Here is a 21,551-nt window from a genome sequence, read left to right on the forward strand (position 1 = left end):
ACGCGAGCGCGATCACGAACCGGACACCGTTACGGCGGTGCAGTGCGGCCCGGAGGATGCGCTTCACGTCATCGGAGTCGATAGGCTCGATCTCTTCCTCCTCGATGCGGGGAGGCTTGGCCAGAGACACGGGGTTGCGTCCGAGGTGGCCGCGCTTCTCGGCCTCACCGAGCGCGGTGCGGGCCGTGCGGTGCACCTGGTGAGCGGTGGCAGGTTTCAGACCGGACTTGGTGAGCTTCGTGTACAGCTTCTCGAAGTGCTCCGGCCGGATCTTGTCGAGTCGGTGAGCACCGATGCCGGGGATCAGGTGCCGGTAAACGGCCGTGCGGTAGCCCTCCAGAGCCTTGTACCGAATGGAGGGAGCCGCGATGTTCTCGACCCAGTGCTTCAGCCACGCCTCGACCGTCCACGGCTTACCGGGCTTGCGCACCGTCCCGGCTCGCCGCTGCTGTTCCAGCTCCTGGAGTGCGTCGACTACCTCTCCTTCGGTCTTGCGCTTGACGTGCCGGCGGTCGGGCCTGCCGTCGTCACGGACTCCGACGGTGATGCGGCCGTGCCATTTGCCGTCAGCTTCGCTGTAGTAGATGCTGCCTGCTCCGTTGGGAGCGCGGCCTTCGTCGCGGCGCTTGCGGGCCATCGTGCGGTTCCTCCCTTAGTTACTTTCTGTGTCTGGATGTGGGCGTGCGAGGGGAAGCTCCTAGCGGGTGTGCCGGGGGTCTGAACTGGCCTTTTTCGGTTCTTGTTCTGGATGTGGTGAGCTGCCTCGCTAGCCGCTAGTTCGCTGGTGTAGGTGGGTGCGATGTTGCTAGCGGGGTCGCTAGGTCTAGCGGGTGTGGGCGCTAGACCTAGCGACCGTGCTGGGCTGGTCGACTCCGACTTTTCGCTACGCTGCGTGCTGTTGAGTGCTCAGGAGCTGGACGTAGGCGTCGAGCGCTTCGATTGGGACACGACGGGCGCGGCCGATCTGTACGGAGTCGACGGCGCCGGTTTTGATGAGCTGGAACATGGTGGTCCGCCCGATGGACAGGCGGTGTGCGGCTTGTTCGACGGTCAGCAGGGAGCGGGGTTGTTCGTCGGTCAAGCGGTGGGTGGTCATGGTGGTGCCTCCTGGCTTGCGGCGACGAAGTACGAAGGAAACGAAGAAAACGAACTTGCTCGTCTGCGAGGCGACTCCGAAAGGTGCGGCGCAGTGCCCGAAGGGAGCGCCGAAGAGCGCGAAGGGGGCGAAGGGAGCGGCTATTTCGGGGTCCTGCTCCCTTCGCACTCTTCGGGCAGATACCAGGTCCAGCCGCCGCGCATTCCGTCCTTATCGGCACCGAGGCGGAGGCGTTTCTTGGCTCGCTTGAGCTGGTCTTTGCTGTAACCGCCCTCGTGGCCCTGCCCGAAGATGGTCTTGACCGGGGCGGAGCCGCCCTGATCGGCGAGGTAGTTGCGGAGCCAGGTGTCGAGTTCGTGGCGTTCGTCGGCTTCGTCGTCGTTCTGGCCGGTGTCGGACAGGATCGTTTCCACGTGGGCGGTGGTCTCGCCGAGGAAGCGCAGCCGTCCCCACTGGCCGGGGCCGTCGGTGGTGGGCAGGGTGACCGGCTCGACCAGATACCGCAGGGACGGTAGGTCGAGGCTGCCGAGGTTGTTTTTGACCTGTGAGAGCACACAGGACCCGTCGTCGGCCTCCGGGTCGCGGGCAAAGGCCACGGCTGCCCGGGCCACGGCGGAGAATGCCCGCGAGCCGGTCACGCGGGACAGGACGTCGGTGCCGCTGGCCTTGTTGAAATGGGCCAATCCGAACACCGCACACCCGGTCTCGTCGGCCAACCGGGCGAGTGGTTCAAGGGCGGTGCGGAGTTCTTCCTGGTTGACGTTGACTCGGCTGTCCACGGCTGAGATCAGCGGGTCGAGCACGAGTAGGCCCACGTCGGCGGCGGTGATTTCGGCGGCCAGCTCGTCGCAGTCGCGCGGCAGGGTCAACGGAAGGGTGGTGCCGCCAGCGGTGGTGACCTCGACTCGGTATACCCGGTCGAGGTCGGCTCCGGCGGCGTGCAGCCGCGGTGCGATGGTGGCTTCCCAGGAGTCCTCGGTGGCGGCATAGACCACGCCCTTCGGGGTTCCGTAGTCGACTCCGTCGAGGGTGCCGAGGGTGATCTGGGCGGCCAGCCAGGAGCAAAACAGCGACTTGCCGATGCCTTCCCGCCCGGGTCCGAGGGTGATCGCACCGCGCGGGATGCGCCCTTCCCAGGTCCAGTAGGTCGGCCGGATAGGGATCTGCGAGGCCCGAGTCAGGTGCAACCGCCGGACCGGGGTCGACTCGGCGGAGTCGGTCCGGTCCGGGGTCTCCGGGTGGGGGTCTCCGGCCCTATCCCGATGCTGCTCATCGGTGCTGTTCGTGCCGGTCGTGAGCCCGGGTTCGGGATCGGGGACGGCCCGCAGTCGGTGACCGGGCTCGCCCGGACTCGGCGCGGACGTGTGAGGCGTTGTCATGGGGTGTCGGCTCCGGTTCGTCGCGATGGTGACTCCGGTCCGGTCGTCCCCGTTCAGGCGGGGAGTAAGGCTCGGAGTAAGGGACGTGGTTCCGGTGGTGTCGGTGCTGTTCGGAGGGGCCGAAAGGGGAGCAGGGTGGGCCTGTCGGAACGGCTCTGACAGGCCCACCGGGTCGGTCAACCCTCGATCGGGGGTCGACTCAGTTGGGCCAGAGGTGGTCGGGTGCGGTCTCGATCGGGTGGACCTCGGCTCCGCCCTGGTGGGCCGTCAGAAACGGCACCAGGGCGGCCACGCGGGACTGGACCAGGGTGTAGCGCTGCCGGTCGAACATCGGTCCTTCGTTGTCGACGAGCCGGGTCATGCCGTGTTCCAGGTCTCGGAGGTCCTGTTCGGGCATCCGTCCGGCGACTCGGCCGATGTAGGTGGCCAGTTGCCGCAGCGAGGCCTCCCGCAGTTGGGCGTGGCTGATCGGCACCGCGTACAGCAGGGTCCGCATGGTCAGTTCGGTGATCTGGGTCTGAGTGCTCATGAGGCCACCCCCGTGGCGGTCGGTGCGGCGTGGTGCTGGGTGCGAAGCAGCCGCAACCACGTGCCGGTGCTGGTTTGCCGACGCGGACCCCGTTCGACGTGCGGGGCGCTGTCGTCGGCGGGTTCCTCGGGAGTGGTCCCGGTGAGTACGGCGCGGGCCTGCTCGATGAGCTGTGTGTCCGGTTCCGGGTGGCTGATGCCCAGTTCGGCGGCCGACAGGCCGTAGCACTGCTCCAGCAGGCCCACGGCCCAGCCGGGCACGTTCTGGTAACCGTTCTCCCAGCGGCGCAGACCCCGCTTGACCGTGTCGGCCCCGTAGGGGTGCTCGCCCCGGTCGGTGGCGATGCGGCGCAGCTCGCGGACCACGTGGGCAGCGCTCCACTCCTGGGCCAGCCGGGCGGCCTTGAGCCGGGTAAGAGTCTGCTCGGTCATGACCGCACACCTCCGGCCAGCTCGTAGCGCGTGGACGCCAGGGGCTGGCCGTAGAGTTTGTCGACCCGGGCGCGGAGCATGGCAGCAGTTTCGGCCCGTTCGCTGCCAGGGGGCAGGTCGTCCATGACCGCCAGGGCGGCGGCGATGGCCGTGCCGCCCTCGGCGAACAGTGTTTCGACGACCATCATGTGGGCGAACTCGTCGTCTTCGAGTTCCTCGATCGCCATTCCGCCGTCGACCAGGATCCACAGGGCGGCGGTGACATCTTCCAGCGAGACCGGCACGGTCATCGACACCCGCATGGTGGCGGGGCTGGTGTTGCCGTCGCGGTGGGTGGGGATGAACTCGACCGGGCGGCCATCAACGTGGCCGGTGGCCTTCCTCGACTGCGGCATCATCGTCAGGCCACCTCCCCGATCTGCTCGTCGCCCTCAGCGGCTGACGCGGTGCCGAGAACGTAGGAGTCGTAAGCAGCCTGCGAGCACGCTTCCTCATAGGCCCTCAGCGCGTGCTCGGGAATCCGCAAGGTGCCCTTACCAGTGCCCAGCTTCAACGCGTCCAACTGGCCGGACTCAATCGCCCGATAGATCGTGTCGACCGAGACGTCGTAGCGCTCGGCTACTGCCTTGACGCGGTACATGCGCGTACCCTTGTCCTGCATCGTTACTCCAGAAACTTCGATGTGCGCTCCGTCCGGTGTTGCCGCACCGGGCGGAGCTTTTCTTGCGGCTTCTACGTCTGCTGCGAAGTGAGCGACTGAAGCTGTCGCCAATACTATCGACGACATTGGCGATGTCAAGTCTTGTCCTGAGGTTTCTGCGAAAGCCCTGGTAGGGCTAGGATTGTCGACGAAACCAGCAACCCGGGGAGGGTCGATGCCGAAGGACTGGGCCGCCGTGTCCGAGGTGATCAAGCGCCGTATGGGCGAGCTCGACATGACACAGCAGGAACTCACGCGGCGGGCCGACGTCGCACCGATGACCGTGCGCGAGCTCCAGAACAACCTCAAGCCACGCAAGCGCAGTGCGCGCACCCTTGCGGCCATCTCGGAAGCGCTGGATTTGCCCTCGGACCATCTCTCGTCGGTGCTGGAGAGTGAAGAGCCCTCGGACTCCGGTGGTACGGATTCGCTCCGCGTGGAGCTGGAACAGGTCAAGCAAACGCTTGCTGACCTGGCAGAACGCCTTGAAATCGTCGAGCGTCGGCAAGCTGCTGACGACACTCGTCCTTGAGCCGTACTGCCCGCAGAAGCAGCACGCGGACAGTGGCAACGCTCTTCCCGCAGTGATCGCGGTTGCACCATGCTGGGCCTCCCGTGGTCCGTGCGTCTGTAGCGACATGAGCAGCATGGAGCGAAACGGGAGCCGGACCCCGGAAAAACTTTCCGGGGTCTACCCGCCGAGGGGTTGGAGCCTGGACTCATGCGCGGAATGACAAGCTCACTGACCATCGGAGAACGCATCGCGTGGTACCGGCGACGTCGAGGGATGCCGCAAGAAGTACTGGCCGGACGTATCGGCCGCACCGTCGACTGGCTGAGCAAGGTGGAGAACAACCGGATCGACCTGGACAGGCTGTCCGTCATCCGAACTCTCGCCGAAGCACTCGATGTCACCATCGGCGACCTCATCGGCGAGCCGACGCTACTCGAATGGAACAAGGAGAGCGGGACGAAGACAGTTCCCGCTCTGCGTGCTGCTCTGATGGACTATCGCCAGCTCACGCCCTTGCTCGGCGGAGCCGAGAACGACAGCGAGCCGCCCGAGCTGGAGACCCTTCGTCAGGGAGTCGGCGACGTATTCGCGGCGTACCAGGAATCGCGCTACGGCTTCGTGACCGGGCGTACTCCGCTGCTGCTGTCGGATGCCGCACTCGCAGCTCAAGCGCACGGCTCGGAGGGGCGCGAACTGCTCGCGCTCAGCTACCAAGCAGCCACGTCGGTTCTGACCAAGCTCGGTGAGGTCGATCTCGCTTGGATCGCTGCCGAGCGCGGGCTGAACGCTGCTCAGCAGGTCGGCAACCCGCTGATCCTTGGCTCGCTGTTCCGCTCGGTGACTCATGCGCTGCTGTCGACCGGTCGGTTCCCGGAAGCCGTGCAACTGACCAGGACGGCCGCCGATGTGCTCCAGCCCAGTGTCGGCGAAGCCGGTAGCGCGATGCTCTCCGTCTACGGTTCGCTCTTCCTCGCGGGCTCGATGGCAGCGGCACGTTGTGACGACCGGTCCAGTACGAGCGCCTTCCTGAGTGAGGCTCAGGAGTCCGCAGACCGGTTGGGCGGTGACGGTAACTACCTTTGGACAGCGTTCGGGCCGAGCAACGTCTCCATTCACAGGGTCGCGACCGCGATGGAGCTGGGAGACGTTCAGGTCGCGGTGGATGTCGGGCCGACCGTGGACACGTCGGCGCTTCCGCTCGAACGGCAGGTGCGTCATGCCCTGGAAACCGCCCGCGCTTTCAGCGCCTGGAACCGCACTGACGAAGCCCTATCCATCGTGCTCGATGCCGAGCAGCGCGCGCCTGAGCAGGTACGGCACCACTACCTGAGCAGACAACTCGTCCTGACGTGGATGCGTCAGCAGCGCGGTAAACCGTCGCCCGCACTCGCTGACCTGGCGCGGCGTCTCAAGCTCTCATGAACGTAGCTGGATAGGGTCGCAATATGGAGTCCGTAACACAGAGGTTCGCCACTCCTCGCGTGGCCGCCGGTGCGCTGTTCGTCAGCGCCTCCGGAAAGGTCTTGCTCGTGCGCAAGACCTACGGCAATCGTTGGGACATTCCCGGAGGCTACGTGGACGGTGGCGAGTCACCGGCCCAAGCCTGTAGCCGAGAGCTGGCCGAAGAAATCGGACTCCAGCGCCAACCGCGCCGAGTCCTGGCCGTCGACTGGGCACCGACCGAGCACGACGGCGACAAGCTGCTGTGGGTGTTCGACTGCGGCGATCTCGCGGACGACGAACACCGTATTCAGCTCGACTCGAACGAGCTGGACTCGTGGGATTGGGTACCTGTCCACGAACTTGACGACTATCTGATCCCTCGCTTGGCTCGCCGCTTGAAGCAGGCTCACGCTGCCCATGAGAAGGGATGCATGGTCTACCTCGAACACGGCGAGCCAACGATGGAGTGAGCGAAGGTATCGAGTGCACGTTTCATCGAAGGGTGCGAAGGGGGTAGGCCCCTGTGTAAGCCGCTCCCTTCGCACTCTTCGCTCCCTTCGGCGCTCCCTTCGGGAACTTCACTTGCTGCGCGCTGTGAGGGAGGGAGTGCCTCGTCGGGATGTGCGCCCCTGGCTGGCAGGCCCCGCACCGGGGTGGTTCCCTGCCTTCCCTCGTTCCCTGTCCGGGGTGTTGCCGCAGCTCATCCCGAGGGAGTCGGCCCAGGGAACCGGACAGGGAAAATTCCCTTACCGACGTGTGATTCCCGTACCGGTTCCCTGTCTCCTCGGGGTCTCAGTTCGGGTCTCAGTCCACTCCAGTACGGACCCGTTCACCAATGTTCCAGCCATACCGATGACCAGCACGAACGGACCTGAACGGCCCACGGTGAACTGACTACCCGGGAACTTGTAAGCGGAAGGTCAGGGGTTCGAGTCCCCTCAGCGGCTCCAGGGTTGACCAGCGAGAACGCCGCTCCGAGCACTTTGGAGCGGCGTTCTCGCTTTACCGGGGGCTCAGTTCGGGTCTCAGTTGCCCTCCCAGAAGTAGGAATTCAGGCGCTCGGCCACGTCGCGCCGGACGGTCTCGGTGACGTGCATGTAGCGGTGTTTCATGGTCACGCTTGACCACCCCATGACTTCCATGACCGTGCGGTCAGGCACGCCGAGGATGAGCAGCACCGTCGCGGCGGTGTGCCGGGCATCGTGGAGCCGAGCCTCCGCCACTCCGGCCTCAGCCAAGAGCGCGTGCCATTCCGCGTAGTCCCGGCGGGGATCGAGTGCCTTCCCGTTGGGCTGGGTGAAGATCCGTCCGCTGTCGTGCCACTCACTCCCGGCGTGCTGGCGTTCGGCTTCCTGCTGGTCGCGGTGACGCTGTAGCAGCTCGAAGAGCTGATCGGGCAGCCCGATCAGGCGGCGGCCCGCCCGTGACTTCACGTCGACCTCGACCAGGCCCCCGCCGTGCCGCTGTGGACAGTTCCGGGCGTGCTCGGTGCAGTCCGGTGGGCACGGTGGCGGACACGGCCGGGTGTGCTGCTTACAACCGTCCTTGCATGGCTCGGTCTTGTGGTACTTCGCGCCGCAGGTGTGCGGGTCGGTGCAGCCGTGTTGCCACTTCTGCCGCTGTAGTGCCTTGCGGATACGCAAGGTGCGGTTCTGCTCGTTGAGGTTGTCCCACTTCAGCCCGAGCGCTTCACCTTGCCGACAACCGAGCGCGAGCGCGATCACGAACCGGACACCGTTACGGCGGTGCAGTGCGGCCCGGAGGATGCGCTTCACGTCATCGGAGTCGATAGGCTCGATCTCTTCCTCCTCGATGCGGGGAGGCTTGGCCAGAGACACGGGGTTGCGTCCGAGGTGGCCGCGCTTCTCGGCCTCACCGAGCGCGGTGCGGGCCGTGCGGTGCACCTGGTGAGCGGTGGCAGGTTTCAGACCGGACTTGGTGAGCTTCGTGTACAGCTTCTCGAAGTGCTCCGGCCGGATCTTGTCGAGTCGGTGAGCACCGATGCCGGGGATCAGGTGCCGGTAAACGGCCGTGCGGTAGCCCTCCAGAGCCTTGTACCGAATGGAGGGAGCCGCGATGTTCTCGACCCAGTGCTTCAGCCACGCCTCGACCGTCCACGGCTTACCGGGCTTGCGCACCGTCCCGGCTCGCCGCTGCTGTTCCAGCTCCTGGAGTGCGTCGACTACCTCTCCTTCGGTCTTGCGCTTGACGTGCCGGCGGTCGGGCCTGCCGTCGTCACGGACTCCGACGGTGATGCGGCCGTGCCATTTGCCGTCAGCTTCGCTGTAGTAGATGCTGCCTGCTCCGTTGGGAGCGCGGCCTTCGTCGCGGCGCTTGCGGGCCATCGTGCGGTTCCTCCCTTAGTTACTTTCTGTGTCTGGATGTGGGCGTGCGAGGGGAAGCTCCTAGCGGGTGTGCCGGGGGTCTGAACTGGCCTTTTTCGGTTCTTGTTCTGGATGTGGTGAGCTGCCTCGCTAGCCGCTAGTTCGCTGGTGTAGGTGGGTGCGATGTTGCTAGCGGGGTCGCTAGGTCTAGCGGGTGTGGGCGCTAGACCTAGCGACCGTGCTGGGCTGGTCGACTCCGACTTTTCGCTACGCTGCGTGCTGTTGAGTGCTCAGGAGCTGGACGTAGGCGTCGAGCGCTTCGATTGGGACACGACGGGCGCGGCCGATCTGTACGGAGTCGACGGCGCCGGTTTTGATGAGCTGGAACATGGTGGTCCGCCCGATGGACAGGCGGTGTGCGGCTTGTTCGACGGTCAGCAGGGAGCGGGGTTGTTCGTCGGTCAAGCGGTGGGTGGTCATGGTGGTGCCTCCTGGCTTGCGGCGACGAAGTACGAAGGAAACGAAGAAAACGAACTTGCTCGTCTGCGAGGCGACTCCGAAAGGTGCGGCGCAGTGCCCGAAGGGAGCGCCGAAGAGCGCGAAGGGGGCGAAGGGAGCGGCTATTTCGGGGTCCTGCTCCCTTCGCACTCTTCGGGCAGATACCAGGTCCAGCCGCCGCGCATTCCGTCCTTATCGGCACCGAGGCGGAGGCGTTTCTTGGCTCGCTTGAGCTGGTCTTTGCTGTAACCGCCCTCGTGGCCCTGCCCGAAGATGGTCTTGACCGGGGCGGAGCCGCCCTGATCGGCGAGGTAGTTGCGGAGCCAGGTGTCGAGTTCGTGGCGTTCGTCGGCTTCGTCGTCGTTCTGGCCGGTGTCGGACAGGATCGTTTCCACGTGGGCGGTGGTCTCGCCGAGGAAGCGCAGCCGTCCCCACTGGCCGGGGCCGTCGGTGGTGGGCAGGGTGACCGGCTCGACCAGATACCGCAGGGACGGTAGGTCGAGGCTGCCGAGGTTGTTTTTGACCTGTGAGAGCACACAGGACCCGTCGTCGGCCTCCGGGTCGCGGGCAAAGGCCACGGCTGCCCGGGCCACGGCGGAGAATGCCCGCGAGCCGGTCACGCGGGACAGGACGTCGGTGCCGCTGGCCTTGTTGAAATGGGCCAATCCGAACACCGCACACCCGGTCTCGTCGGCCAACCGGGCGAGTGGTTCAAGGGCGGTGCGGAGTTCTTCCTGGTTGACGTTGACTCGGCTGTCCACGGCTGAGATCAGCGGGTCGAGCACGAGTAGGCCCACGTCGGCGGCGGTGATTTCGGCGGCCAGCTCGTCGCAGTCGCGCGGCAGGGTCAACGGAAGGGTGGTGCCGCCAGCGGTGGTGACCTCGACTCGGTATACCCGGTCGAGGTCGGCTCCGGCGGCGTGCAGCCGCGGTGCGATGGTGGCTTCCCAGGAGTCCTCGGTGGCGGCATAGACCACGCCCTTCGGGGTTCCGTAGTCGACTCCGTCGAGGGTGCCGAGGGTGATCTGGGCGGCCAGCCAGGAGCAAAACAGCGACTTGCCGATGCCTTCCCGCCCGGGTCCGAGGGTGATCGCACCGCGCGGGATGCGCCCTTCCCAGGTCCAGTAGGTCGGCCGGATAGGGATCTGCGAGGCCCGAGTCAGGTGCAACCGCCGGACCGGGGTCGACTCGGCGGAGTCGGTCCGGTCCGGGGTCTCCGGGTGGGGGTCTCCGGCCCTATCCCGATGCTGCTCATCGGTGCTGTTCGTGCCGGTCGTGAGCCCGGGTTCGGGATCGGGGACGGCCCGCAGTCGGTGACCGGGCTCGCCCGGACTCGGCGCGGACGTGTGAGGCGTTGTCATGGGGTGTCGGCTCCGGTTCGTCGCGATGGTGACTCCGGTCCGGTCGTCCCCGTTCAGGCGGGGAGTAAGGCTCGGAGTAAGGGACGTGGTTCCGGTGGTGTCGGTGCTGTTCGGAGGGGCCGAAAGGGGAGCAGGGTGGGCCTGTCGGAACGGCTCTGACAGGCCCACCGGGTCGGTCAACCCTCGATCGGGGGTCGACTCAGTTGGGCCAGAGGTGGTCGGGTGCGGTCTCGATCGGGTGGACCTCGGCTCCGCCCTGGTGGGCCGTCAGAAACGGCACCAGGGCGGCCACGCGGGACTGGACCAGGGTGTAGCGCTGCCGGTCGAACATCGGTCCTTCGTTGTCGACGAGCCGGGTCATGCCGTGTTCCAGGTCTCGGAGGTCCTGTTCGGGCATCCGTCCGGCGACTCGGCCGATGTAGGTGGCCAGTTGCCGCAGCGAGGCCTCCCGCAGTTGGGCGTGGCTGATCGGCACCGCGTACAGCAGGGTCCGCATGGTCAGTTCGGTGATCTGGGTCTGAGTGCTCATGAGGCCACCCCCGTGGCGGTCGGTGCGGCGTGGTGCTGGGTGCGAAGCAGCCGCAACCACGTGCCGGTGCTGGTTTGCCGACGCGGACCCCGTTCGACGTGCGGGGCGCTGTCGTCGGCGGGTTCCTCGGGAGTGGTCCCGGTGAGTACGGCGCGGGCCTGCTCGATGAGCTGTGTGTCCGGTTCCGGGTGGCTGATGCCCAGTTCGGCGGCCGACAGGCCGTAGCACTGCTCCAGCAGGCCCACGGCCCAGCCGGGCACGTTCTGGTAACCGTTCTCCCAGCGGCGCAGACCCCGCTTGACCGTGTCGGCCCCGTAGGGGTGCTCGCCCCGGTCGGTGGCGATGCGGCGCAGCTCGCGGACCACGTGGGCAGCGCTCCACTCCTGGGCCAGCCGGGCGGCCTTGAGCCGGGTAAGAGTCTGCTCGGTCATGACCGCACACCTCCGGCCAGCTCGTAGCGCGTGGACGCCAGGGGCTGGCCGTAGAGTTTGTCGACCCGGGCGCGGAGCATGGCAGCAGTTTCGGCCCGTTCGCTGCCAGGGGGCAGGTCGTCCATGACCGCCAGGGCGGCGGCGATGGCCGTGCCGCCCTCGGCGAACAGTGTTTCGACGACCATCATGTGGGCGAACTCGTCGTCTTCGAGTTCCTCGATCGCCATTCCGCCGTCGACCAGGATCCACAGGGCGGCGGTGACATCTTCCAGCGAGACCGGCACGGTCATCGACACCCGCATGGTGGCGGGGCTGGTGTTGCCGTCGCGGTGGGTGGGGATGAACTCGACCGGGCGGCCATCAACGTGGCCGGTGGCCTTCCTCGACTGCGGCATCATCGTCAGGCCACCTCCCCGATCTGCTCGTCGCCCTCAGCGGCTGACGCGGTGCCGAGAACGTAGGAGTCGTAAGCAGCCTGCGAGCACGCTTCCTCATAGGCCCTCAGCGCGTGCTCGGGAATCCGCAAGGTGCCCTTACCAGTGCCCAGCTTCAACGCGTCCAACTGGCCGGACTCAATCGCCCGATAGATCGTGTCGACCGAGACGTCGTAGCGCTCGGCTACTGCCTTGACGCGGTACATGCGCGTACCCTTGTCCTGCATCGTTACTCCAGAAACTTCGATGTGCGCTCCGTCCGGTGTTGCCGCACCGGGCGGAGCTTTTCTTGCGGCTTCTACGTCTGCTGCGAAGTGAGCGACTGAAGCTGTCGCCAATACTATCGACGACATTGGCGATGTCAAGTCTTGTCCTGAGGTTTCTGCGAAAGCCCTGGTAGGGCTAGGATTGTCGACGAAACCAGCAACCCGGGGAGGGTCGATGCCGAAGGACTGGGCCGCCGTGTCCGAGGTGATCAAGCGCCGTATGGGCGAGCTCGACATGACACAGCAGGAACTCACGCGGCGGGCCGACGTCGCACCGATGACCGTGCGCGAGCTCCAGAACAACCTCAAGCCACGCAAGCGCAGTGCGCGCACCCTTGCGGCCATCTCGGAAGCGCTGGATTTGCCCTCGGACCATCTCTCGTCGGTGCTGGAGAGTGAAGAGCCCTCGGACTCCGGTGGTACGGATTCGCTCCGCGTGGAGCTGGAACAGGTCAAGCAAACGCTTGCTGACCTGGCAGAACGCCTTGAAATCGTCGAGCGTCGGCAAGCTGCTGACGACACTCGTCCTTGAGCCGTACTGCCCGCAGAAGCAGCACGCGGACAGTGGCAACGCTCTTCCCGCAGTGATCGCGGTTGCACCATGCTGGGCCTCCCGTGGTCCGTGCGTCTGTAGCGACATGAGCAGCATGGAGCGAAACGGGAGCCGGACCCCGGAAAAACTTTCCGGGGTCTACCCGCCGAGGGGTTGGAGCCTGGACTCATGCGCGGAATGACAAGCTCACTGACCATCGGAGAACGCATCGCGTGGTACCGGCGACGTCGAGGGATGCCGCAAGAAGTACTGGCCGGACGTATCGGCCGCACCGTCGACTGGCTGAGCAAGGTGGAGAACAACCGGATCGACCTGGACAGGCTGTCCGTCATCCGAACTCTCGCCGAAGCACTCGATGTCACCATCGGCGACCTCATCGGCGAGCCGACGCTACTCGAATGGAACAAGGAGAGCGGGACGAAGACAGTTCCCGCTCTGCGTGCTGCTCTGATGGACTATCGCCAGCTCACGCCCTTGCTCGGCGGAGCCGAGAACGACAGCGAGCCGCCCGAGCTGGAGACCCTTCGTCAGGGAGTCGGCGACGTATTCGCGGCGTACCAGGAATCGCGCTACGGCTTCGTGACCGGGCGTACTCCGCTGCTGCTGTCGGATGCCGCACTCGCAGCTCAAGCGCACGGCTCGGAGGGGCGCGAACTGCTCGCGCTCAGCTACCAAGCAGCCACGTCGGTTCTGACCAAGCTCGGTGAGGTCGATCTCGCTTGGATCGCTGCCGAGCGCGGGCTGAACGCTGCTCAGCAGGTCGGCAACCCGCTGATCCTTGGCTCGCTGTTCCGCTCGGTGACTCATGCGCTGCTGTCGACCGGTCGGTTCCCGGAAGCCGTGCAACTGACCAGGACGGCCGCCGATGTGCTCCAGCCCAGTGTCGGCGAAGCCGGTAGCGCGATGCTCTCCGTCTACGGTTCGCTCTTCCTCGCGGGCTCGATGGCAGCGGCACGTTGTGACGACCGGTCCAGTACGAGCGCCTTCCTGAGTGAGGCTCAGGAGTCCGCAGACCGGTTGGGCGGTGACGGTAACTACCTTTGGACAGCGTTCGGGCCGAGCAACGTCTCCATTCACAGGGTCGCGACCGCGATGGAGCTGGGAGACGTTCAGGTCGCGGTGGATGTCGGGCCGACCGTGGACACGTCGGCGCTTCCGCTCGAACGGCAGGTGCGTCATGCCCTGGAAACCGCCCGCGCTTTCAGCGCCTGGAACCGCACTGACGAAGCCCTATCCATCGTGCTCGATGCCGAGCAGCGCGCGCCTGAGCAGGTACGGCACCACTACCTGAGCAGACAACTCGTCCTGACGTGGATGCGTCAGCAGCGCGGTAAACCGTCGCCCGCACTCGCTGACCTGGCGCGGCGTCTCAAGCTCTCATGAACGTAGCTGGATAGGGTCGCAATATGGAGTCCGTAACACAGAGGTTCGCCACTCCTCGCGTGGCCGCCGGTGCGCTGTTCGTCAGCGCCTCCGGAAAGGTCTTGCTCGTGCGCAAGACCTACGGCAATCGTTGGGACATTCCCGGAGGCTACGTGGACGGTGGCGAGTCACCGGCCCAAGCCTGTAGCCGAGAGCTGGCCGAAGAAATCGGACTCCAGCGCCAACCGCGCCGAGTCCTGGCCGTCGACTGGGCACCGACCGAGCACGACGGCGACAAGCTGCTGTGGGTGTTCGACTGCGGCGATCTCGCGGACGACGAACACCGTATTCAGCTCGACTCGAACGAGCTGGACTCGTGGGATTGGGTACCTGTCCACGAACTTGACGACTATCTGATCCCTCGCTTGGCTCGCCGCTTGAAGCAGGCTCACGCTGCCCATGAGAAGGGATGCATGGTCTACCTCGAACACGGCGAGCCAACGATGGAGTGAGCGAAGGTATCGAGTGCACGTTTCATCGAAGGGTGCGAAGGGGGTAGGCCCCTGTGTAAGCCGCTCCCTTCGCACTCTTCGCTCCCTTCGGCGCTCCCTTCGGGAACTTCACTTGCTGCGCGCTGTGAGGGAGGGAGTGCCTCGTCGGGATGTGCGCCCCTGGCTGGCAGGCCCCGCACCGGGGTGGTTCCCTGCCTTCCCTCGTTCCCTGTCCGGGGTGTTGCCGCAGCTCATCCCGAGGGAGTCGGCCCAGGGAACCGGACAGGGAAAATTCCCTTACCGACGTGTGATTCCCGTACCGGTTCCCTGTCTCCTCGGGGTCTCAGTTCGGGTCTCAGTCCACTCCAGTACGGACCCGTTCACCAATGTTCCAGCCATACCGATGACCAGCACGAACGGACCTGAACGGCCCACGGTGAACTGACTACCCGGGAACTTGTAAGCGGAAGGTCAGGGGTTCGAGTCCCCTCAGCGGCTCCAGGGTTGACCAGCGAGAACGCCGCTCCGAGCACTTTGGAGCGGCGTTCTCGCTTTACCGGGGGCTCAGTTCGGGTCTCAGTTGCCCTCCCAGAAGTAGGAATTCAGGCGCTCGGCCACGTCGCGCCGGACGGTCTCGGTGACGTGCATGTAGCGGTGTTTCATGGTCACGCTTGACCACCCCATGACTTCCATGACCGTGCGGTCAGGCACGCCGAGGATGAGCAGCACCGTCGCGGCGGTGTGCCGGGCATCGTGGAGCCGAGCCTCCGCCACTCCGGCCTCAGCCAAGAGCGCGTGCCATTCCGCGTAGTCCCGGCGGGGATCGAGTGCCTTCCCGTTGGGCTGGGTGAAGATCCGTCCGCTGTCGTGCCACTCACTCCCGGCGTGCTGGCGTTCGGCTTCCTGCTGGTCGCGGTGACGCTGTAGCAGCTCGAAGAGCTGATCGGGCAGCCCGATCAGGCGGCGGCCCGCCCGTGACTTCACGTCGACCTCGACCAGGCCCCCGCCGTGCCGCTGTGGACAGTTCCGGGCGTGCTCGGTGCAGTCCGGTGGGCACGGTGGCGGACACGGCCGGGTGTGCTGCTTACAACCGTCCTTGCATGGCTCGGTCTTGTGGTACTTCGCGCCGCAGGTGTGCGGGTCGGTGCAGCCGTGTTGCCACTTCTGCCGCTGTAGTGCCTTGCGGATACGCAAGGTGCGGTTCTGCTCGTTGAGGTTGTCCCACTTCAGCCCGAGCGCTTCACCTTGCCGACAACCGAGCGCGAGCGCGATCACGAACCGGACACCGTTACGGCGGTGCAGTGCGGCCCGGAGGATGCGCTTCACGTCATCGGAGTCGATAGGCTCGATCTCTTCCTCCTCGATGCGGGGAGGCTTGGCCAGAGACACGGGGTTGCGTCCGAGGTGGCCGCGCTTCTCGGCCTCACCGAGCGCGGTGCGGGCCGTGCGGTGCACCTGGTGAGCGGTGGCAGGTTTCAGACCGGACTTGGTGAGCTTCGTGTACAGCTTCTCGAAGTGCTCCGGCCGGATCTTGTCGAGTCGGTGAGCACCGATGCCGGGGATCAGGTGCCGGTAAACGGCCGTGCGGTAGCCCTCCAGAGCCTTGTACCGAATGGAGGGAGCCGCGATGTTCTCGACCCAGTGCTTCAGCCACGCCTCGACCGTCCACGGCTTACCGGGCTTGCGCACCGTCCCGGCTCGCCGCTGCTGTTCCAGCTCCTGGAGTGCGTCGACTACCTCTCCTTCGGTCTTGCGCTTGACGTGCCGGCGGTCGGGCCTGCCGTCGTCACGGACTCCGACGGTGATGCGGCCGTGCCATTTGCCGTCAGCTTCGCTGTAGTAGATGCTGCCTGCTCCGTTGGGAGCGCGGCCTTCGTCGCGGCGCTTGCGGGCCATCGTGCGGTTCCTCCCTTAGTTACTTTCTGTGTCTGGATGTGGGCGTGCGAGGGGAAGCTCCTAGCGGGTGTGCCGGGGGTCTGAACTGGCCTTTTTCGGTTCTTGTTCTGGATGTGGTGAGCTGCCTCGCTAGCCGCTAGTTCGCTGGTGTAGGTGGGTGCGATGTTGCTAGCGGGGTCGCTAGGTCTAGCGGGTGTGGGCGCTAGACCTAGCGACCGTGCTGGGCTGGTCGACTCCGACTTTTCGCTACGCTGCGTGCTGTTGAGTGCTCAGGAGCTGGACGTAGGCGTCGAGCGCTTCGATTGGGACACGACGGGCGCGGCCGATCTGTACGGAGTCGACGGCGCCGGTTTTGATGAGCTGGAACATGGTGGTCCGCCCGATGGACAGGCGGTGTGCGGCTTGTTCGACGGTCAGCAGGGAGCGGGGTTGTTCGTCGGTCAAGCGGTGGGTGGTCATGGTGGTGCCTCCTGGCTTGCGGCGACGAAGTACGAAGGAAACGAAGAAAACGAACTTGCTCGTCTGCGAGGCGACTCCGAAAGGTGCGGCGCAGTGCCCGAAGGGAGCGCCGAAGAGCGCGAAGGGGGCGAAGGGAGCGGCTATTTCGGGGTCCTGCTCCCTTCGCACTCTTCGGGCAGATACCAGGTCCAGCCGCCGCGCATTCCGTCCTTATCGGCACCGAGGCGGAGGCGTTTCTTGGCTCGCTTGAGCTGGTCTTTGCTGTAACCGCCCTCGTGGCCCTGCCCGAAGATGGTCTTGACCGGGGCGGAGCCGCCCTGATCGGCGAGGTAGTTGCGGAGCCAGGTGTCGAGTTCGTGGCGTTCGTCGGCTTCGTCGTCGTTCTGGCCGGTGTCGGACAGGATCGTTTCCACGTGGGCGGTGGTCTCGCCGAGGAAGCGCAGCCGTCCCCACTGGCCGGGGCCGTCGGTGGTGGGCAGGGTGACCGGCTCGACCAGATACCGCAGGGACGGTAGGTCGAGGCTGCCGAGGTTGTTTTTGACCTGTGAGAGCACACAGGACCCGTCGTCGGCCTCCGGGTCGCGGGCAAAGGCCACGGCTGCCCGGGCCACGGCGGAGAATGCCCGCGAGCCGGTCACGCGGGACAGGACGTCGGTGCCGCTGGCCTTGTTGAAATGGGCCAATCCGAACACCGCACACCCGGTCTCGTCGGCCAACCGGGCGAGTGGTTCAAGGGCGGTGCGGAGTTCTTCCTGGTTGACGTTGACTCGGCTGTCCACGGCTGAGATCAGCGGGTCGAGCACGAGTAGGCCCACGTCGGCGGCGGTGATTTCGGCGGCCAGCTCGTCGCAGTCGCGCGGCAGGGTCAACGGAAGGGTGGTGCCGCCAGCGGTGGTGACCTCGACTCGGTATACCCGGTCGAGGTCGGCTCCGGCGGCGTGCAGCCGCGGTGCGATGGTGGCTTCCCAGGAGTCCTCGGTGGCGGCATAGACCACGCCCTTCGGGGTTCCGTAGTCGACTCCGTCGAGGGTGCCGAGGGTGATCTGGGCGGCCAGCCAGGAGCAAAACAGCGACTTGCCGATGCCTTCCCGCCCGGGTCCGAGGGTGATCGCACCGCGCGGGATGCGCCCTTCCCAGGTCCAGTAGGTCGGCCGGATAGGGATCTGCGAGGCCCGAGTCAGGTGCAACCGCCGGACCGGGGTCGACTCGGCGGAGTCGGTCCGGTCCGGGGTCTCCGGGTGGGGGTCTCCGGCCCTATCCCGATGCTGCTCATCGGTGCTGTTCGTGCCGGTCGTGAGCCCGGGTTCGGGATCGGGGACGGCCCGCAGTCGGTGACCGGGCTCGCCCGGACTCGGCGCGGACGTGTGAGGCGTTGTCATGGGGTGTCGGCTCCGGTTCGTCGCGATGGTGACTCCGGTCCGGTCGTCCCCGTTCAGGCGGGGAGTAAGGCTCGGAGTAAGGGACGTGGTTCCGGTGGTGTCGGTGCTGTTCGGAGGGGCCGAAAGGGGAGCAGGGTGGGCCTGTCGGAACGGCTCTGACAGGCCCACCGGGTCGGTCAACCCTCGATCGGGGGTCGACTCAGTTGGGCCAGAGGTGGTCGGGTGCGGTCTCGATCGGGTGGACCTCGGCTCCGCCCTGGTGGGCCGTCAGAAACGGCACCAGGGCGGCCACGCGGGACTGGACCAGGGTGTAGCGCTGCCGGTCGAACATCGGTCCTTCGTTGTCGACGAGCCGGGTCATGCCGTGTTCCAGGTCTCGGAGGTCCTGTTCGGGCATCCGTCCGGCGACTCGGCCGATGTAGGTGGCCAGTTGCCGCAGCGAGGCCTCCCGCAGTTGGGCGTGGCTGATCGGCACCGCGTACAGCAGGGTCCGCATGGTCAGTTCGGTGATCTGGGTCTGAGTGCTCATGAGGCCACCCCCGTGGCGGTCGGTGCGGCGTGGTGCTGGGTGCGAAGCAGCCGCAACCACGTGCCGGTGCTGGTTTGCCGACGCGGACCCCGTTCGACGTGCGGGGCGCTGTCGTCGGCGGGTTCCTCGGGAGTGGTCCCGGTGAGTACGGCGCGGGCCTGCTCGATGAGCTGTGTGTCCGGTTCCGGGTGGCTGATGCCCAGTTCGGCGGCCGACAGGCCGTAGCACTGCTCCAGCAGGCCCACGGCCCAGCCGGGCACGTTCTGGTAACCGTTCTCCCAGCGGCGCAGACCCCGCTTGACCGTGTCGGCCCCGTAGGGGTGCTCGCCCCGGTCGGTGGCGATGCGGCGCAGCTCGCGGACCACGTGGGCAGCGCTCCACTCCTGGGCCAGCCGGGCGGCCTTGAGCCGGGTAAGAGTCTGCTCGGTCATGACCGCACACCTCCGGCCAGCTCGTAGCGCGTGGACGCCAGGGGCTGGCCGTAGAGTTTGTCGACCCGGGCGCGGAGCATGGCAGCAGTTTCGGCCCGTTCGCTGCCAGGGGGCAGGTCGTCCATGACCGCCAGGGCGGCGGCGATGGCCGTGCCGCCCTCGGCGAACAGTGTTTCGACGACCATCATGTGGGCGAACTCGTCGTCTTCGAGTTCCTCGATCGCCATTCCGCCGTCGACCAGGATCCACAGGGCGGCGGTGACATCTTCCAGCGAGACCGGCACGGTCATCGACACCCGCATGGTGGCGGGGCTGGTGTTGCCGTCGCGGTGGGTGGGGATGAACTCGACCGGGCGGCCATCAACGTGGCCGGTGGCCTTCCTCGACTGCGGCATCATCGTCAGGCCACCTCCCCGATCTGCTCGTCGCCCTCAGCGGCTGACGCGGTGCCGAGAACGTAGGAGTCGTAAGCAGCCTGCGAGCACGCTTCCTCATAGGCCCTCAGCGCGTGCTCGGGAATCCGCAAGGTGCCCTTACCAGTGCCCAGCTTCAACGCGTCCAACTGGCCGGACTCAATCGCCCGATAGATCGTGTCGACCGAGACGTCGTAGCGCTCGGCTACTGCCTTGACGCGGTACATGCGCGTACCCTTGTCCTGCATCGTTACTCCAGAAACTTCGATGTGCGCTCCGTCCGGTGTTGCCGCACCGGGCGGAGCTTTTCTTGCGGCTTCTACGTCTGCTGCGAAGTGAGCGACTGAAGCTGTCGCCAATACTATCGACGACATTGGCGATGTCAAGTCTTGTCCTGAGGTTTCTGCGAAAGCCCTGGTAGGGCTAGGATTGTCGACGAAACCAGCAACCCGGGGAGGGTCGATGCCGAAGGACTGGGCCGCCGTGTCCGAGGTGATCAAGCGCCGTATGGGCGAGCTCGACATGACACAGCAGGAACTCACGCGGCGGGCCGACGTCGCACCGATGACCGTGCGCGAGCTCCAGAACAACCTCAAGCCACGCAAGCGCAGTGCGCGCACCCTTGCGGCCATCTCGGAAGCGCTGGATTTGCCCTCGGACCATCTCTCGTCGGTGCTGGAGAGTGAAGAGCCCTCGGACTCCGGTGGTACGGATTCGCTCCGCGTGGAGCTGGAACAGGTCAAGCAAACGCTTGCTGACCTGGCAGAACGCCTTGAAATCGTCGAGCGTCGGCAAGCTGCTGACGACACTCGTCCTTGAGCCGTACTGCCCGCAGAAGCAGCACGCGGACAGTGGCAACGCTCTTCCCGCAGTGATCGCGGTTGCACCATGCTGGGCCTCCCGTGGTCCGTGCGTCTGTAGCGACATGAGCAGCATGGAGCGAAACGGGAGCCGGACCCCGGAAAAACTTTCCGGGGTCTACCCGCCGAGGGGTTGGAGCCTGGACTCATGCGCGGAATGACAAGCTCACTGACCATCGGAGAACGCATCGCGTGGTACCGGCGACGTCGAGGGATGCCGCAAGAAGTACTGGCCGGACGTATCGGCCGCACCGTCGACTGGCTGAGCAAGGTGGAGAACAACCGGATCGACCTGGACAGGCTGTCCGTCATCCGAACTCTCGCCGAAGCACTCGATGTCACCATCGGCGACCTCATCGGCGAGCCGACGCTACTCGAATGGAACAAGGAGAGCGGGACGAAGACAGTTCCCGCTCTGCGTGCTGCTCTGATGGACTATCGCCAGCTCACGCCCTTGCTCGGCGGAGCCGAGAACGACAGCGAGCCGCCCGAGCTGGAGACCCTTCGTCAGGGAGTCGGCGACGTATTCGCGGCGTACCAGGAATCGCGCTACGGCTTCGTGACCGGGCGTACTCCGCTGCTGCTGTCGGATGCCGCACTCGCAGCTCAAGCGCACGGCTCGGAGGGGCGCGAACTGCTCGCGCTCAGCTACCAAGCAGCCACGTCGGTTCTGACCAAGCTCGGTGAGGTCGATCTCGCTTGGATCGCTGCCGAGCGCGGGCTGAACGCTGCTCAGCAGGTCGGCAACCCGCTGATCCTTGGCTCGCTGTTCCGCTCGGTGACTCATGCGCTGCTGTCGACCGGTCGGTTCCCGGAAGCCGTGCAACTGACCAGGACGGCCGCCGATGTGCTCCAGCCCAGTGTCGGCGAAGCCGGTAGCGCGATGCTCTCCGTCTACGGTTCGCTCTTCCTCGCGGGCTCGATGGCAGCGGCACGTTGTGACGACCGGTCCAGTACGAGCGCCTTCCTGAGTGAGGCTCAGGAGTCCGCAGACCGGTTGGGCGGTGACGGTAACTACCTTTGGACAGCGTTCGGGCCGAGCAACGTCTCCATTCACAGGGTCGCGACCGCGATGGAGCTGGGAGACGTTCAGGTCGCGGTGGATGTCGGGCCGACCGTGGACACGTCGGCGCTTCCGCTCGAACGGCAGGTGCGTCATGCCCTGGAAACCGCCCGCGCTTTCAGCGCCTGGAACCGCACTGACGAAGCCCTATCCATCGTGCTCGATGCCGAGCAGCGCGCG

The 21,551-nt window shown here is 66.1% G+C and carries 29 protein-coding genes; 8 read left to right on the forward strand and 21 right to left on the reverse strand.

Annotated features, from left to right (window positions below; genetic code table 11):
- From JOF55_RS23950 to JOF55_RS23980, 7 genes are all read right to left on the reverse strand, one after another.
- Nucleotides 1-637, reverse strand: a 637-nt coding sequence (locus JOF55_RS23950) for a tyrosine-type recombinase/integrase (protein ID WP_510184019.1), incomplete at its 3' end; no start/stop codon positions are given.
- A gap of 246 nt (nucleotides 638-883) precedes the next feature.
- Complete coding sequence (locus JOF55_RS23955) at nucleotides 884-1,264, reverse strand: helix-turn-helix domain-containing protein (protein ID WP_310272437.1); 381 nt, start codon at nucleotides 1,262-1,264, stop codon at nucleotides 884-886.
- Nucleotides 1,237-2,475 carry an ATP-binding protein gene (locus tag JOF55_RS23960; RefSeq protein ID WP_310272435.1) on the reverse strand — a complete coding sequence of 413 codons (1,239 nt, stop codon included), beginning with the start codon at nucleotides 2,473-2,475 and terminating at the stop codon, nucleotides 1,237-1,239. Before JOF55_RS23960 ends, JOF55_RS23955 begins: the two co-directional genes overlap by 28 nt.
- 199 nt (nucleotides 2,476-2,674) lie before the next feature.
- On the reverse strand, nucleotides 2,675-3,004 hold the full coding sequence (locus tag JOF55_RS23965) for a hypothetical protein (RefSeq protein ID WP_310272433.1): 330 nt from the start codon (nucleotides 3,002-3,004) through the stop codon (nucleotides 2,675-2,677).
- Nucleotides 3,001-3,435: a hypothetical protein gene (locus JOF55_RS23970; RefSeq protein WP_310272431.1), complete on the reverse strand. Its 435-nt coding sequence runs from the start codon at nucleotides 3,433-3,435 to the stop codon at nucleotides 3,001-3,003. The genes JOF55_RS23965 and JOF55_RS23970 overlap by 4 nt, the downstream gene beginning before the upstream one ends.
- Complete coding sequence (locus JOF55_RS23975) at nucleotides 3,432-3,833, reverse strand: hypothetical protein (RefSeq protein ID WP_310272429.1); 402 nt, start codon at nucleotides 3,831-3,833, stop codon at nucleotides 3,432-3,434. Before JOF55_RS23975 ends, JOF55_RS23970 begins: the two co-directional genes overlap by 4 nt.
- 2 nt (nucleotides 3,834-3,835) lie before the next feature.
- Entirely contained in the window at nucleotides 3,836-4,096 is a 261-nt protein-coding gene (locus JOF55_RS23980) for a helix-turn-helix transcriptional regulator (protein ID WP_310272427.1), read from the reverse strand.
- 214 nt (nucleotides 4,097-4,310) lie between these two features.
- Between JOF55_RS23980 and JOF55_RS23985 the strand changes: the two genes are divergently transcribed.
- The 3 genes from JOF55_RS23985 (at nucleotide 4,311) to JOF55_RS23995 (ending at nucleotide 6,562) form a co-directional block, all read left to right on the forward strand.
- Nucleotides 4,311-4,667, forward strand: a complete 357-nt coding sequence (locus JOF55_RS23985; RefSeq protein ID WP_310272425.1) for a helix-turn-helix domain-containing protein — start codon at nucleotides 4,311-4,313, stop codon at nucleotides 4,665-4,667.
- A 189-nt stretch (nucleotides 4,668-4,856) separates the two neighbouring features.
- Nucleotides 4,857-6,071, forward strand: a complete 1,215-nt coding sequence (locus JOF55_RS23990) for a helix-turn-helix domain-containing protein (RefSeq protein ID WP_310272423.1) — start codon at nucleotides 4,857-4,859, stop codon at nucleotides 6,069-6,071.
- 23 nt (nucleotides 6,072-6,094) lie between these two features.
- Complete coding sequence (locus JOF55_RS23995; RefSeq protein WP_310272421.1) at nucleotides 6,095-6,562, forward strand: NUDIX domain-containing protein; 468 nt, start codon at nucleotides 6,095-6,097, stop codon at nucleotides 6,560-6,562.
- A 555-nt stretch (nucleotides 6,563-7,117) separates the two neighbouring features.
- Here JOF55_RS23995 and JOF55_RS24000 read toward each other — a convergent pair.
- From JOF55_RS24000 to JOF55_RS24030, 7 genes are all read right to left on the reverse strand, one after another.
- A complete protein-coding gene (locus tag JOF55_RS24000) occupies nucleotides 7,118-8,437 on the reverse strand; it encodes a tyrosine-type recombinase/integrase (protein ID WP_310272439.1) in 1,320 nt (439 codons plus the stop codon).
- Nucleotides 8,438-8,683: 246 nt separating this feature from the next.
- Nucleotides 8,684-9,064 carry a helix-turn-helix domain-containing protein gene (locus JOF55_RS24005; RefSeq protein ID WP_310272437.1) on the reverse strand — a complete coding sequence of 127 codons (381 nt, stop codon included), beginning with the start codon at nucleotides 9,062-9,064 and terminating at the stop codon, nucleotides 8,684-8,686.
- Nucleotides 9,037-10,275 carry an ATP-binding protein gene (locus JOF55_RS24010; RefSeq protein ID WP_310272435.1) on the reverse strand — a complete coding sequence of 413 codons (1,239 nt, stop codon included), beginning with the start codon at nucleotides 10,273-10,275 and terminating at the stop codon, nucleotides 9,037-9,039. The genes JOF55_RS24005 and JOF55_RS24010 overlap by 28 nt, the downstream gene beginning before the upstream one ends.
- Before the next feature lie 199 nt (nucleotides 10,276-10,474).
- Nucleotides 10,475-10,804: a hypothetical protein gene (locus tag JOF55_RS24015; RefSeq protein ID WP_310272433.1), complete on the reverse strand. Its 330-nt coding sequence runs from the start codon at nucleotides 10,802-10,804 to the stop codon at nucleotides 10,475-10,477.
- Nucleotides 10,801-11,235: a hypothetical protein gene (locus JOF55_RS24020; protein WP_310272431.1), complete on the reverse strand. Its 435-nt coding sequence runs from the start codon at nucleotides 11,233-11,235 to the stop codon at nucleotides 10,801-10,803. Before JOF55_RS24020 ends, JOF55_RS24015 begins: the two co-directional genes overlap by 4 nt.
- Entirely contained in the window at nucleotides 11,232-11,633 is a 402-nt protein-coding gene (locus JOF55_RS24025; RefSeq protein ID WP_310272429.1) for a hypothetical protein, read from the reverse strand. Before JOF55_RS24025 ends, JOF55_RS24020 begins: the two co-directional genes overlap by 4 nt.
- 2 nt (nucleotides 11,634-11,635) lie before the next feature.
- The gene (locus tag JOF55_RS24030) at nucleotides 11,636-11,896 is read right to left on the reverse strand and encodes a helix-turn-helix transcriptional regulator (RefSeq protein WP_310272427.1); all 261 of its coding nucleotides are present in this window, start codon (nucleotides 11,894-11,896) and stop codon (nucleotides 11,636-11,638) included.
- A gap of 214 nt (nucleotides 11,897-12,110) precedes the next feature.
- On the opposite strand from JOF55_RS24030, the gene JOF55_RS24035 reads away from it, so the two are divergent.
- The 3 genes from JOF55_RS24035 to JOF55_RS24045 all read left to right on the forward strand — a co-directional run bounded on the left by JOF55_RS24035 (nucleotide 12,111) and on the right by JOF55_RS24045 (nucleotide 14,362).
- Nucleotides 12,111-12,467, forward strand: coding sequence for a helix-turn-helix domain-containing protein (locus JOF55_RS24035; protein WP_310272425.1), 357 nt, complete (start codon nucleotides 12,111-12,113; stop codon nucleotides 12,465-12,467).
- Between the two features lie 189 nt (nucleotides 12,468-12,656).
- Nucleotides 12,657-13,871: a helix-turn-helix domain-containing protein gene (locus JOF55_RS24040; protein WP_310272423.1), complete on the forward strand. Its 1,215-nt coding sequence runs from the start codon at nucleotides 12,657-12,659 to the stop codon at nucleotides 13,869-13,871.
- A 23-nt stretch (nucleotides 13,872-13,894) separates the two neighbouring features.
- Entirely contained in the window at nucleotides 13,895-14,362 is a 468-nt protein-coding gene (locus JOF55_RS24045) for an NUDIX domain-containing protein (RefSeq protein WP_310272421.1), read from the forward strand.
- 555 nt (nucleotides 14,363-14,917) lie between these two features.
- Here JOF55_RS24045 and JOF55_RS24050 read toward each other — a convergent pair.
- From JOF55_RS24050 to JOF55_RS24080, 7 genes are all read right to left on the reverse strand, one after another.
- Nucleotides 14,918-16,237 (reverse strand): tyrosine-type recombinase/integrase, encoded by a 1,320-nt coding sequence (locus JOF55_RS24050; protein WP_310272439.1) that lies wholly within the window; start codon nucleotides 16,235-16,237, stop codon nucleotides 14,918-14,920.
- A gap of 246 nt (nucleotides 16,238-16,483) precedes the next feature.
- Nucleotides 16,484-16,864 carry a helix-turn-helix domain-containing protein gene (locus tag JOF55_RS24055; RefSeq protein WP_310272437.1) on the reverse strand — a complete coding sequence of 127 codons (381 nt, stop codon included), beginning with the start codon at nucleotides 16,862-16,864 and terminating at the stop codon, nucleotides 16,484-16,486.
- Nucleotides 16,837-18,075 (reverse strand): ATP-binding protein, encoded by a 1,239-nt coding sequence (locus tag JOF55_RS24060; protein WP_310272435.1) that lies wholly within the window; start codon nucleotides 18,073-18,075, stop codon nucleotides 16,837-16,839. Before JOF55_RS24060 ends, JOF55_RS24055 begins: the two co-directional genes overlap by 28 nt.
- 199 nt (nucleotides 18,076-18,274) lie before the next feature.
- Nucleotides 18,275-18,604: a hypothetical protein gene (locus JOF55_RS24065; protein WP_310272433.1), complete on the reverse strand. Its 330-nt coding sequence runs from the start codon at nucleotides 18,602-18,604 to the stop codon at nucleotides 18,275-18,277.
- The gene (locus tag JOF55_RS24070) at nucleotides 18,601-19,035 is read right to left on the reverse strand and encodes a hypothetical protein (RefSeq protein ID WP_310272431.1); all 435 of its coding nucleotides are present in this window, start codon (nucleotides 19,033-19,035) and stop codon (nucleotides 18,601-18,603) included. The genes JOF55_RS24065 and JOF55_RS24070 overlap by 4 nt, the downstream gene beginning before the upstream one ends.
- Nucleotides 19,032-19,433 carry a hypothetical protein gene (locus tag JOF55_RS24075; RefSeq protein ID WP_310272429.1) on the reverse strand — a complete coding sequence of 134 codons (402 nt, stop codon included), beginning with the start codon at nucleotides 19,431-19,433 and terminating at the stop codon, nucleotides 19,032-19,034. The genes JOF55_RS24070 and JOF55_RS24075 overlap by 4 nt, the downstream gene beginning before the upstream one ends.
- Before the next feature lie 2 nt (nucleotides 19,434-19,435).
- Nucleotides 19,436-19,696: a helix-turn-helix transcriptional regulator gene (locus JOF55_RS24080; RefSeq protein WP_310272427.1), complete on the reverse strand. Its 261-nt coding sequence runs from the start codon at nucleotides 19,694-19,696 to the stop codon at nucleotides 19,436-19,438.
- Nucleotides 19,697-19,910: 214 nt separating this feature from the next.
- Here JOF55_RS24080 and JOF55_RS24085 point away from each other — a divergent pair, with 214 nt between their 5' ends.
- Together JOF55_RS24085 and JOF55_RS24090 are read left to right on the forward strand one after the other, a co-directional pair.
- On the forward strand, nucleotides 19,911-20,267 hold the full coding sequence (locus tag JOF55_RS24085; RefSeq protein ID WP_310272425.1) for a helix-turn-helix domain-containing protein: 357 nt from the start codon (nucleotides 19,911-19,913) through the stop codon (nucleotides 20,265-20,267).
- A gap of 189 nt (nucleotides 20,268-20,456) precedes the next feature.
- Nucleotides 20,457-21,551: helix-turn-helix domain-containing protein (locus JOF55_RS24090; RefSeq protein ID WP_310279105.1), on the forward strand; the 1,095-nt coding region annotated here is incomplete at its 3' end.

Source organism: Haloactinomyces albus (assembly GCF_031458135.1).
Classification (GTDB): domain Bacteria; phylum Actinomycetota; class Actinomycetes; order Mycobacteriales; family Pseudonocardiaceae; genus Haloactinomyces; species Haloactinomyces albus.